The organism is bacterium, assembly GCA_016873475.1.
GTDB lineage: Bacteria > Krumholzibacteriota > Krumholzibacteriia > JACNKJ01 > JACNKJ01 > VGXI01.
Window position 1 is genome coordinate 1 of record VGXI01000089.1, and the last position, 12,237, is coordinate 12,237.

General features: G+C 69.2%; 10 protein-coding genes. 6 read left to right on the top strand and 4 right to left on the bottom strand.

Annotation, left to right across the window (positions count from 1 at the left end):
• Together FJ251_08645 and FJ251_08650 are read right to left on the bottom strand one after the other, a co-directional pair.
• Positions 1-561, bottom strand: a 561-nt coding sequence (locus FJ251_08645) for a hypothetical protein (GenBank protein MBM4117797.1), incomplete at its 3' end; no start/stop codon positions are given.
• Between the two features lie 24 nt (positions 562-585).
• A complete protein-coding gene (locus FJ251_08650; GenBank protein MBM4117798.1) occupies positions 586-2,439 on the bottom strand; it encodes a methylaspartate mutase in 1,854 nt (617 codons plus the stop codon).
• Positions 2,440-2,642: 203 nt separating this feature from the next.
• Here FJ251_08650 and FJ251_08655 point away from each other — a divergent pair, with 203 nt between their 5' ends.
• Positions 2,643-3,392, top strand: a complete 750-nt coding sequence (locus FJ251_08655; protein ID MBM4117799.1) for a hypothetical protein — start codon at positions 2,643-2,645, stop codon at positions 3,390-3,392.
• Positions 3,393-3,490: 98 nt separating this feature from the next.
• Here FJ251_08655 and rpmB read toward each other — a convergent pair whose 3' ends face one another.
• Positions 3,491-3,682, bottom strand: coding sequence for a 50S ribosomal protein L28 (gene rpmB / locus FJ251_08660; GenBank protein ID MBM4117800.1), 192 nt, complete (start codon positions 3,680-3,682; stop codon positions 3,491-3,493).
• Between the two features lie 159 nt (positions 3,683-3,841).
• Complete coding sequence (locus tag FJ251_08665) at positions 3,842-4,024, bottom strand: hypothetical protein (GenBank protein ID MBM4117801.1); 183 nt, start codon at positions 4,022-4,024, stop codon at positions 3,842-3,844.
• A 295-nt stretch (positions 4,025-4,319) separates the two neighbouring features.
• Here FJ251_08665 and FJ251_08670 point away from each other — a divergent pair, with 295 nt between their 5' ends.
• The 5 genes from FJ251_08670 to FJ251_08690 all read left to right on the top strand — a co-directional run bounded on the left by FJ251_08670 (position 4,320) and on the right by FJ251_08690 (position 12,014).
• Positions 4,320-5,831: an insulinase family protein gene (locus tag FJ251_08670; protein ID MBM4117802.1), complete on the top strand. Its 1,512-nt coding sequence runs from the start codon at positions 4,320-4,322 to the stop codon at positions 5,829-5,831.
• Positions 5,832-5,842: 11 nt separating this feature from the next.
• On the top strand, positions 5,843-8,005 hold the full coding sequence (locus FJ251_08675) for an insulinase family protein (GenBank protein MBM4117803.1): 2,163 nt from the start codon (positions 5,843-5,845) through the stop codon (positions 8,003-8,005).
• A 21-nt stretch (positions 8,006-8,026) separates the two neighbouring features.
• Complete coding sequence (locus FJ251_08680; protein ID MBM4117804.1) at positions 8,027-9,130, top strand: hypothetical protein; 1,104 nt, start codon at positions 8,027-8,029, stop codon at positions 9,128-9,130.
• Positions 9,127-9,870 (top strand): response regulator transcription factor, encoded by a 744-nt coding sequence (locus FJ251_08685; GenBank protein ID MBM4117805.1) that lies wholly within the window; start codon positions 9,127-9,129, stop codon positions 9,868-9,870. Before FJ251_08680 ends, FJ251_08685 begins: the two co-directional genes overlap by 4 nt.
• Before the next feature lie 113 nt (positions 9,871-9,983).
• Entirely contained in the window at positions 9,984-12,014 is a 2,031-nt protein-coding gene (locus FJ251_08690) for a T9SS type A sorting domain-containing protein (protein MBM4117806.1), read from the top strand.
• Positions 12,015-12,237: the final 223 nt, after the last annotated feature.

Genomic DNA, 12,237 nt, shown 5'->3' on the forward strand with positions numbered 1-12,237 from the left:
GGGGCCGAGGTGCTCGGCCGACAGCTCCTCGTCCGGGCGCGAGACGACGACCTTGATCTCCCCCTGGCGCTCGCCGCCGATGCCGAAGATGCCCTGGATGAAGACGCCGATCGTCTCGACGATCACGCCCTCCTGCGGCAGCTCCTCGATGACCGTGCCGTTCACGTAGGCGTCGACCTGCACCGGGATGGGCGCCTCGCGCAGGACGACCTGGCCGGTGACGCCGGAGATGCTCTCGACGGTGCCGTCGGCCGGGCTGGCGAGCGTGGTCTTGAAGAGGCCGAAGATGCCCCGGCTGCGCGCGATCGGCTCGCCCTTCTTCACCTTCTCGCCCTCGCGCCTCAGCATGCACTCGCCGACGTCGGCCGGATCGACGTTGAGCTGGGCGGCGACGTTGACCATCTGCACGTTGCCGGGCAGCTCGGTGGCGGCGACGACGGTCGCCGGTGCGACGGCCTCGCCGGCTGCGACGCGCACCTCGCCCTTGAGCGGCAGCATGCGCGTCTTGGTGACGCGGGCCTCCTTGAGGACCTTCAGTCCGGGCGTGTAGGCGTGGGCCATCGGGGCCTCTTCCTCCTCGGCGCGCTAGACGGCGGCGCCCTGGGTGACTTCGCTCTCGGGGTACTCGGCGGTCGCCAGGCTCCACTCGCGCAACTTGGCGATGCGCGTGGCGTCCTCGGGCAGCGCGAAGGGCTGCCGGCCGCGGCCGTCGAAGATGAGGCCGACCACGCCGCCGCGCAGCTCCGTCTGCAGCTCCTGGCCCTTGCCGGCGCCGATGTCGAGCCCTTTGACCGGGCGCAGCACCGCGCGCACGCGATCCTCGCGGCCGGCCGGCACGAGGAGGAGCTCGCCCTGGTTCAGCTCGCGCTCGACCTTGCTGCCGTCCGCCAGGGTCAGGACGAAGTCCAGCACCTTGCGGCCGGGCTTGGCCGGGCCGACCGGCGCCAAGCAGGTGCCGAGGTGGATCAGGCAGTCCTTGTCGAAGACCTCGGTGGCGGCGCGCTCGTTCACCGTGGAGAGCACGCCGAGCTGCGGCATCATGAAGATGGAGTCCACCGCGAGCTGCGTGACGCCCTCGGGCAGGAAGGCGTCGATCAGCATGCGGGCGGCCTGGTGGCGGCGCGGGGCGTGGCTGAGCACGCCGCCCGAGCCGACGAGCAGATCCAGGGCCATCATGTCGACGAGAGTCTCGCCCGAGGCGCTCTGATCGAAGGCGTCGGAGATCGTGCGCTCCTTCTGGACGCCCTTGAGCCCGACGGCGAATTGCTTGTGCTGGATGAAGGACAGGCGCAGCGCCTCGCGGGCGATCGCCTGCTCGATCTTCAGCTCCTCGAGCGCCTGCGGGATCGTCGTCGGCCGGATCATCTTGTTGCCGATGCGGTTCATCAGCTCCTGCTCGTCCATCGCCAGCGGCACCCAGCGCAGCACGTTGGCGAGGCCGGCCTCGGCGAGCACGTTGCAGACGCTGTAGCTCATGCCCAGGTTCGCGCTCACCGTGCGGTTGAAGACGCCCTGGAACACGGAGAAGACGTCGGTGGTGGCGCCGCCGATGTCGACGCCGACGACGGTGATCCCCTCGCGCCGCGCGACGGTCTCGATGATCGCGCCCACCGCGCCCGGGGTCGGCATGATCGGCGCGTCGGTCCAGCTCATCAGCTTCTTGTAGCCGGGCGCCTGGGCCATCACGTGCTCCATGAAGAGCTCGTGGATCTCGTCGCGGCTGGGCGTGAGGTTCTCGCGCTCGAGCACGGGGCGGATGTTGTCGACCACCTTGAGGTCGGTGACGTTGCCGAGCGTCTCCCAGATCGTCTGCCTGGCTTCCTTGTTGCCGGCGTAGATGACGGGCAGCTTGTAGCTCATGCCCAGGCGCGGCTTCGGGTTGGCGGCGTGGAGGATCTCGGCCAGCTCGACGACGTGACTGACCGTGCCGCCATCGATGCCGCCCGAGAGCAGGATCATGTCCGGGCGCAGCTGGCGGATGCGGGCGATCTTCTCATGCGGGAGTCGTCCGTCGTTACTGGCGAGCACGTCCATGACGATGGCGCCCGCCCCGAGGGCGGCGCGCTCGGCGCTCTCGCCCGTCATCGACTTGACGACCCCGGCCACCATCATCTGCAGGCCGCCGCCCGCACTCGAAGTGGAGATGTAGATGTCCACGCCGCGGTCGCCCGCCATCGGCGTGATGATCGTCTCCCCATCGAGCAGCCGGCGCTCGGGGTTCTTCTGCCGGGCCAGCTCCTCGACTTCGAGCACCGCGTTGAGCACCCCGCGCGTGACGTCTTCGAATGGCGCTTCCACCGTGGTCGGGGCCTCGCCGCGGAAGGTCTGCCGGTACTCGCCGTCCACCAACTCGATGAGGATCGCCTTGGTGGTGGTGGAGCCGCAGTCCGTGGCCAGGATGGAGCGCGCCTTGGCGTAATCCCGCTGCTTCTCGGACACTGTGACCTCTGCCAGGGTTCGGGCATGGCAAAGCGCCGGCAGATTCCCTCCGTCGGCGCAAGCGCTTGAATGGCTGCATGCTAGGGAAAGGTGCGCTGAAAATCAAGGCCACCCGGCGCGCGCGTGGTGCGAGCGCGGACGGCCTGCTATACTGCCGCGGCCCCGCCGGGCGGTCCGGGGGGTTCCGCCGGGAGGTCGTCCTCATGTTCGCAGCCACACGCCGTCTTCTGCCGTCCGTCCTCGCCCTGCTGCTCGCGGCGGGCCCGCTGGCCGCGGCGGAGCAACTCGTCGACGGCAGTTTCGAAACGCAAAAATCGAGCGGCGATCTGCGCAAGGACGGCAAGGGTCCGGACTGGTACGAGAGCCGCGACGACGGCGAGGGGGCCAAGCTGCTGATGCTCAGCAAGAAGCCCGTCGCCGGCAACGCCACGCAGAAGGCGATGCTCAAGGCCCACCCGGACCTGAACACCTACCTGAGCCAGCGCCTGCCCAAGCCGATTGCGGTCGCGGCGACCCTGCGCTACGACATCTGCGTCAAGGAGATCCTGGCGGACGACAACCGCTCGGCCTTCTGCTTCCTGGGCGGGGTCAAGGACAAGCAGGGCGGGCCCAACAGCACGGGCGCCGAGCGCTTCGTCTTCCTCGGCTGCGAGAACGCCGCCACCCCCGGCAAGATGAACCTCTTCGCCCGCGAGGGCGCGAACGACTGGGCCAAGCGCACCCTGGTCGCCAAGGATCTCGATCTGAGCAAGTGGTACACGGTGGTGGTGGAGGTCAACGTGCCCGAGGGCTTCTACGCCGTGCGCATCGAAGGTCTGACCAAGCCCTTCGAGCTGGAGTCCTTCTTCACGAAGGGCAAGACGCCGGGCCAGCTCACCCATCTCAGCTTCGCGACCTGGAACGACGGCGCCGGTACCTTCTACGTCGACAACGTCTCCCTCGCGGGCAACTAGGAGCGCGGCGGCCCGCCCTCGCCCCGAAGGCGAGGGCCCAGAACGCGAAACGCCTCCCCGGCAGCGGGGAGGCGTTGGCCGGTCCGCTCGCGGCGCGGCTAGCCCTTGGCCTGCTTCTCCAGGGTGCGCATCGCGCGGGTGGAGATCCAGACGCGCTGCGTGACGCCGTCGATGGTGACGAGGCGCTTCTGCAGATTCGGCCGGAACCAGCGCGGGCGGCGGTTCTTGGCGTGGCTCACGTGGCGGCCGGCGCGCGGACCCATGCCGGTCAAGGCGCAGCGCTTGGACATGGCGAACTCTCCTGGCGTGTTGGCGAGCGCCGGGCGCGGCCCGGCACAAGAGCCGGCAATATAGCAGGCCTCCCCAGACCCGTCAAGTGGGCCCCCGATCTCGGTTTCCGGCCGCGGAGCGCCTCGCGCGGTGGCGGGGAAGCTGGGGTCGCAGTCGCTCTAGTCCAGCGCGCCCCCAAGCGCGCATTCCGCGCCGGCGCTCACGGCGGGGGCGCCGGTCTGGCCATTCAGCGATCCGGAGGGCGAGGCCAGGGCCATCTCGACGTCGAGGAGGGCGGTCCCGGCGACGAGGGCGGCGAAGAGAGAGAGGAGCGCGAGGAACAGCGGGCGGCTGGGTCGCATGGGAACCTCCCTTCAGAGGGTGAGGGGGTGGCTCGGATCACTGCCGAGATGACGAAAAGTGTACGCGATCCCAGATCGGCATGGCAAGCGCCAAGTGCCGGTATCCCGATGAAAGCGATGGACTTGCAGGTCTTGTTTGGGCGCAAGCGGCGTCTCCACGCTGCGCGTCGCGGCGACCGGCGGGGGCCCGGGCGGCCACTCGCCGGTTGTGCCGTCCGGGAGGCCGTGCTAGCTTGCCCTGCCCGCTGGCCGCGGTCGCAACGATCCACCGCTTCCCGTTTTCAGGAGGTTCCCGATGTCCCTTCGGACAGGCCTGGCGCTCCGCGCCGCCGCCGCGCTCCTCGCCCTGCTCGCCCTGGGCGGGCAGGCCAGCGCCAGCTATGAGGAGCTGGCGAATGAAGTCCAGGAGATCGTCCTCGACAACGGTCTCAAGATCCTGCTGCTGGAGCGGCACGACGTGCCGGTCTTCTCCTTCTGGACCTACGTCGGCGTCGGCGGCGTGGACGAGGACAACGGCAGGAGCGGCATCGCTCACATGTTCGAGCACATGGCCTTCAAGGGCACGCGCGAGATCGGCAGCCTCGACATCAAGCGCGAGCTGAAGGCGCTCGAGGCGCTCGAAGAGGCCTACGCCGCCCTGCAGGCCGAGAAGCTCAAGGGCGACGCGGCGGATAGCGCGCGCCTGGCCTCGCTCCAGGCGCACTTCGAGGCGCTCGAGGCCGAGGCGGCCAGCTTGGTCGACACGAACGCCTTCGGCAAGCTCGTCGAGGCGCACGGCGGCGTCGGCCTGAACGCGATGACGAGCTGGGACGCCACGCAGTACTTCTACAGCCTGCCCTCGAACAAGCTCGAGCTGTGGTGCCTGCTCGAGAGCGATCGCTTCATCAATCCGGTGCTGCGCGAGTTCTACAAGGAGAAGAACGTCATCCTCGAGGAGCGCAACATGCGCACCGAGAGCCAGCCCCAGGGCCGCCTCTTCGAGCAGTGGGTGTGCACGGCCTACATCGGCCACCCCTACGGCCGCCCGCCGATCGGCTACCGCTCGGACATCGAGCTGTGGAGCCGCCGGGACGCCGAGGACTTCTACAAGCGGAACTACGGCGCGCGCAACATGGTCATCGCCGTCGTCGGCGACGTCTACCGCGCGGAGCTGGAGTCCCTCGCCAAGAAGTACTTCGGCCAGATCCCGCCCGGGCCGGGTCCGCAGGCGATCCGCACGGTGGAGCCCCAGCAGCTCGGCGAGCGCCGCGTGGTGATCGAGGAGGCCACGCAGCCCTTCATGTTCATCGGCTACCACGTTCCCGCGCGCCGCCACGCGGACCGACCCGCGATCGGCGCCCTCGCCAGCATCCTCGGCGAGGGCCGCTCCAGCCGCCTCTACTCGCGGCTGGTCAAGGCGGACCAGCTCGCGCTCTGGTCCGGCGCCTTCGACGGCCTGCCGGGCGACCGCTACCCGGCGCTGCTCACGCTCATCGCCCTGCCGAACAAGGACGTCAAGGTCGAGGATCTCGAGGCCGCGGTCTACGCCGAGGCCGAGCGCATCGCGACCGAGGGCGTCACGGAGAGCGAACTGGCCGGCTACAAGACCCGCGCGCGCGCCCAGTTCATCCAGGGCCTGGACGGCAACGAGAACATGGCCGGTCAGCTCTGCTGGGCGCAGATGATCCTCGGCGACTGGCGCGAGCTGTTCAAGCAGCTCGACGCGATCGCTGCCGTCACCGCCGCCGACGTGCAGCGCGTAGCGGGCGAGATCTTCCGCAAATCCAACCGGACGGTGGGCCTCATCCAGACCACCGCGGGCAGCTAGGGGAGGACGAGATGACGACGACCATCAAGCGCACGCTCACGGGGGCGCGGCCCCTGCTGCTCGCCCTGTTCGCGGTCGCCCTGCTGCCCGGCGCGGGCGCGGCGGCCAAGGGCCGCTACGACAAGGTAATCGGCGGCCTGCCGGCCCTGCGCGACTTCCAGGTGCCGGCCGTGGTGCGCGAGGAGCTGCCCAACGGCATGGTGCTCTACCTCGTCGAAGACCACGACCTGCCGACCGTCCGCCTCTCGGCGATGATCCGCGCCGGGCGCATCTACGAGCCGGGCGCGAAGACCGGCCTCGCCGACCTCGTCGGCGAGGTGATGCGCACGGGCGGCACGGAGCGCTATCCCGGCGACAAGCTCGACGAGCTGCTCGAGAACATGGGCGCCAGCGTCGAAACGGGCATGGACGAGGCCAGCGCCAGCGCCTCGCTGCGCTGCCTGACGGAGAACTTCGACGAGGTGCTCGCGATCTTCGTCGATGTTCTGCGCCACCCGGCCTTCCCGCAGGAGAAACTCGATCTCGCCCTGACCCAGGCCAAGTCCGGGATCAGCCGCCGCAACGACGACGCCTCCGGGATCGCCAATCGCGAGATCCAGAAGCTCTACTACGGCGCGACGAGTCCCTACGCCCGCCAGCCCGAGTACGACACGCTGGCGGCCATCGCGCAGCCGGACCTCGTCGAGTTCCACAAGTACTTCTACCACCCGAACAACCTGATCCTCATCGCCGGCGGCGACTTCGAGACCGCGGCGATGAAGGCCAAGCTGGCTGCCGCCTTCGGCGACTGGCCGCGCGCGGAGACCTTCTTCCCGCCCGATCCGCTGCTCTCCGAGACGCCGATGTCGGTGAACTACATCGAGAAGGCGGACGTCAACCAGTCGAAGATCCGCATGGGACACCTGGGCATCCGCTGGGACGACGAGTACCTGTTCCCGCTTTCGGTGCTGAACGAGATCCTCGGCGGCGGCTTCTCCAGCCGTCTCTTCACCGAGGTGCGCAGCAAGCGCGAGCTGGCCTACGGCGTCTGGGCCTGGATGATCACGGGCAACCACCACCGCATGCCCTTCACGGTGGGCGTCGACACCAAGAGCGAGTCCACCGTCGAGGCGATCCAGCTGATCATGAAGGAGCTGGAGCGGGTCCGCGTGGAGCCCGTCACCGTCGAAGAGCTGCGGCGCGCGAAGGAAGGCCTCAAGAACAGCTTCGTCTTCAACTTCTCCAATCCCTTCTCGATCGCCAGCCGCAAGGCCTCCTACGAGTTCTGGGGCCGGCCGGCGGACTTCCTGGACACCTATCTGGCCAAGGTGGACGCCGTCACCGCCGCGGACATCCTCGCGGCGGCCCAGGCGCGCATCCATCCGGACGAGATGGCGATCCTCGTCGTCGGCAAGGCCGAGGACTTCGACGCGCCGCTGAGCAGCCTCGGCTTCGGCGAAGCGAGTGTCATCGACATTGCGATCCCGGAGCCCAAGTTCGAGCTGGCGCTGCCGGCGGAGACGCCCGAGAACCTCGCCGCGGGCCGCGCGCTGATGGACAAGGCCGTCGCCGCGCACGGCGGCGCGAGGGCCCTGGCGGCGGTGAAGTCGCTGCGGATGGCCGGGGACTTCGCGATCAAGGAGAGCGGCATGGGGCCGCTGACCTTCGGTGTCGTCCAGCAGCGGCTGGGCGACGACCGCCTGCGCCTGGAGACGACGACGCCCTTCGGCAACATGCTGCAGGTGCTCACGCCCGAAGTCGGCTGGATGAAGAGCCCGCGCGGCAAGCAGAAGATCGAGGGCGACGACCTGGCGCAAATGTGGCGGAGCGAGCGCAGCGACGTGCTCTACCTGCTGCGGCACCTGGACGACTACCGCGCGCTGCCCATGGCGAGCGAGAGCTGCGCCGGGCAGGAGTGCGCGGTCGTCTACCTGAAGGGCGCGGGCGACGAGGGCTACAAGCTCTGCCTCGGCCCGGAGGGCCGGATCCACGCCATGGAGTACAAGGACCAAGGGCAGAGCGGTCCGGTCATCAACTTCACCGTCCTGAGCGAGTACCAGGCGACGGGCGGCGTGCAGCTGCCGCGCAAGTTCGTCATCAGCCAGGACGGCAAGGAGTTCGCGACGATGACGGTGAAGGAGATGGCGGTCAACCCGACGCTGGCGGCCGCGCTCTTCGAGGAGCCCGCCGACTAGCGGCCGGCGAGAGGGCGGACGATGGTCTGGCGGCGCACGGTCGGCGAGTTCGCCCGGGCGATGCTGCTCAGGCGCAGCTACGACCCGCGCCGGAATCTGTATCTGCTCTTCGGCTTCGTCTGGGGGTTGCCCATCCCGCTCTTCTCGATCGGGCTGGGCTTCTCCCTGGCGGGGCTGGCGCCCGGCTGGCGTGCGCTGCCGACCCTGCTCGCGGCGCAGCCCTGGCAGCTCTTCTTCCTCATCCACCCGCTGCTCTTCGGCGCTATCTTCGGCATTCTCGGCAGCATCTACGCGCTCAAAGAGGACCAGGTCGCGCGCCTGCTGCGCGACCTGCGCGGCAAGGTGCGCGAGCTGGGCGCCGCCAACCGCGAACTGCAGGAGCTCGACAAGCTCAAGGACGAGTTCCTCAGCAACGTCACCCACGAGCTGAAGACGCCCCTCGTCACGATCCAGGGCTACAGCGAGATGCTCGACTCCGGCCGCCTCGGCGAGATCAACGACCGCCAGCGGCGCGCCCTCGCGGTGATGCGGCGCAACCAGGAGCGGCTCCAGGAGCTGATCCGCCAGCTCCTGCGCTACGGGAAGCTGGAGGAGAGCACGGCCCAGGTCTTCATGGGCGAGATCAGCGTCGTCAAGCTGCTGCGCTTTCTCGAGCAGAGCTTCCTGCCGGCGATGGAGCAGAAGGGCGTCGACTTCCGGGTGATCCCGCCGGACCCGGACGTGCACGTCATGGGGCAGGAGGATCTCATCGAGCAGGCCCTGCGCAACCTGATCGGCAACGCGCGCAAGTTCACCGAACCGGGCGGCCGCATCGCCGTCAGCGTGGACGCCAGCGAGGCGCCCGCGCGACTCGGGCTCGTCGTCGAGGACAGCGGTTGCGGCATCGCGCAGGATGCACTACCCTTTATCTTCGAACGCTTCCGGCAGGGCGACGGCTCGATCCGCCGCAAGTACGGCGGCACCGGCCTGGGCTTGGCCATCGTCAAGAAGATCGCCGACGCGCACCGGGCTACGGTCAAGGTGGAGAGCACGGTGGGGAGGGGATCGCGCTTCACGATCGTGCTGCCGATCGTCGATCGCGACCAGGAGCGCGTCCAGCTCGAGCGGAGGAGGCAGCCGCGATGACACCCGACAAGAGCCGCCGCATCCTGGTCGTCGACGACGAGCCGGATATCGTCGAGATGCTGCAGAGCCTGCTCGAGATCGAGGGTTTCACCGTGAGCGCGGCGACCGGCGGCGAGCAGGCCCTGGCGGCGCTCGCAGCGCAGCCGGACCTGGTGCTCCTGGACATCATGATGCCGGGCATGGACGGCCACGAGGTGCTCGCGGCCATCCGCCGCCGGCCCGACACCGCCGCGCTGCCGGTGCTGATGGTCACCGCGCGCAACGACGTCGTCGACATCGGCAATGCGCTCGACGCCGGCGTCAACGGCTTCGTCGTCAAGCCCTTCGAAACGGAAAGCCTGCTGCGCACCCTGCGCGCCGTGCTCGAGCGGCGGCCCGCCGAGTTCTACGCCAACTACGAAGCCGTGCAGGGCGTGACCGCCCGCCAGGGCGGCGGCTATCAGGAGGGCGACCGCATCATCTTCCTCGACCTGCAGGAGACCGATCCCGGCGCCGACCACATCCTCGGTGCGCTCGCCAAGGACGGGGTGCACCTGATGAGCATCCTCCAGTTCGACACCGAGCACGGCGCCCGCCAGAGCTCCGTGCTGGTGACGGCGGAGGACGGCCTGGCCTTCGGGGCCTTCCTCAACGCCCTGCTCGCGAGCGGCAGCGTGAGCGTCGCCGCCTGCCAGATCTACAAGGACCCGCTCGACCTGCCCAGCGACCTCATCACGGGCGGCCAGTACAGCGCCGATTAGACGCCCGGCCTTCCCGATCGCGGGCTCGGCTTTCTCGTCGGTGCCGCCGCTGCCTCCTTGCGCGCCGGCGCTACCCAGCGGTGCCCGGGCGTGTTATCCTCATTAAGGAAGCAATGCGCCGCCACCCCCGCAGCCCTCGATCCCGGAGGCTCCCCATGGCCCGTGCCCTCAGCGTTCTCCTCCTGCTCCTCGCCCTCGCCGCCCCGGCTCTCGCTGCCCCGGCTCTCGCCGCGCCGCCGGCCGATCCCCTGATCGATCTCAAGGCCAACTTCTGTCGCTCCGGGCAGGGCCTGCTCGCCGGGCGCGAGCCGCGAGCGCGCGACTACGAGTGGGACATCCGCCATGCCGAACTGCACTTCGCGCCGAACTTCACGGCCCAATCCCTGAGCGGCAGCGCGCGCTTCGATTGCCAGGCGATGGTGCCGGGCCTGGCCAGCGTCGCCCTCGACTTCAACGACGCGATGGGCCTGCTCGCCGTCCGGCAGGACGGCAGCCCCGTCGCCTGGACGCACGGCGGCGGTGTCGTGCTCGTCACGCTGGCCGCGCCCCTGCCCGCGGGCAGCCTCTTCAGCCTCGAGCTGGACTTCGCCGGCTCGCCCGTTTCCTCGGGCTGGGGCAGCTTCGTTTGGACGAACCATGCCGGCACGCCGCTGCTGGCCACGCTCAGCGAGCCCGAGGGCGCGCGCGACTGGTGGCCCTGCAAGGACGTCCCCGACGAGAAGTTCACCGCCGACATCTACTACCGCGTGCCGGCCGCCTACTCGGCGCCGGGGCCGGGGCTCCTGCAGTCCGTCACCAACCACGGGGACGGCACCAAGACCTGGCACTGGTTCGAGAGCTACCCGATCAACTCCTACCTGATCGCGATGACGGTGACGAACTACCAGCACTACACGGACTGGTACGTGTCCAGCGCGGGCGACTCGCTGCCGATCGAGAACTACGTCTACCCCGAGAACTACACGAACTCGGTGGAGGATCTCTCGATCACGCCGCTCACGATCGCGATCATGGACAGTCTCTTCGGCGAGTATCCCTTCGTGGACGAGAAGTACGGCCACATGGTCTTCCACTGGGCCGGGGCGATGGAGCACCAGACCTGCACGAGCATGGGCAACCTCGTGCTCGGCGGCGGGCACTACTACGACCGCATCGTCATGCACGAGCTGGCCCACCAGTGGTTCGGCAACTGCGTCACGCTCCAGGATTGGGAGAACGTCTGGCTGAACGAGGGCTTCGCGAGCTACTGCGAGGCGATCTGGTTCGAGTACACGGGCGGCCAGGCCGGCCTCACGAACTGGATGACGATCACCACCAGCGACTTCGTCGGGCCCGTCTACAACAACCCGGTGCTCTTCGGCAACGTCGTCTACCGCAAGGGCGCCTGGGTGCTGCACATGCTGCGCTGGCTGCTCGGCGACGAGACCTTCTTCGGCGCCCTGCGCTACTACTACGGCCAGCACCTCTACGGCAACGCGCACACCACGGAGCTGGAGGCAGACCTCGAGGCCTACACGGGCCAGGACCTGACCGCCTTCTTCCAGCAGTGGGTCTACGGCCAGAACAAGCCCATCTACCAGTGGGCCTGGCGCGCGCGCAGCGGCGTGGGCGGCTGGTGGCTGGACCTGCAGATCCGCCAGGTACAGACCAACGCCGGGCTCTTCACGCTGCCGCTGCCCCTGCGCGTGACGACGCCCACGGGCTACGTCGACCTGCGCGTGGACAGCGACGCCTGGTTCACGCAGACCAGCCTGCTCATTGGCAGCCAGCAGCCGCAGGATGTCAGCTTCGACCCCGAGAACTGGGTGCTGGAGTCCAACAGCGAGCTGCCCTTCGACCCGACGGCGACGGACACGGCGCCCGCTCACGCGACGGGGATCAGCGGCTGCTACCCGAATCCCTTCAATCCGGCGACCCGCATCGACTTCACGCTGGCCGCGCCGGGCGAGGCGCGCCTGGAGCTCTTCGACGCCGCGGGCCGGCGCGTGCGCGTGCTGGCCGCCGGGCCGCGCGCGGCGGGTCCCCAGAGCCTGCGCTTCGACGGCCGGGACGATCGCGGCGCGCCGCTGCCCAGCGGCGTCTACCTCGTGCGGCTGAGCGCAGGCGCGGTTGTCGACAGCCGGCGCATCGTCCTCCTCAAATGACCGGGAACGGCCGCTGTCGCGGGACTCGGGCAGATGACAGGGCGACTTGCCGCGTGACGCGAACGGCTCTTCGCCGCTGGCAGCAGGGACAGGGAGCGATCTGCCTGAGCCACTTCGTTGGGAGCCGGCCCTTACCTGGCGGGGGAAGCGGACCGGGGGGAGAAGAATCCTACGGCGTTCCTCCGATCGGGCTTGTATCGCCCCGCATGCGAGGTTCATAAAA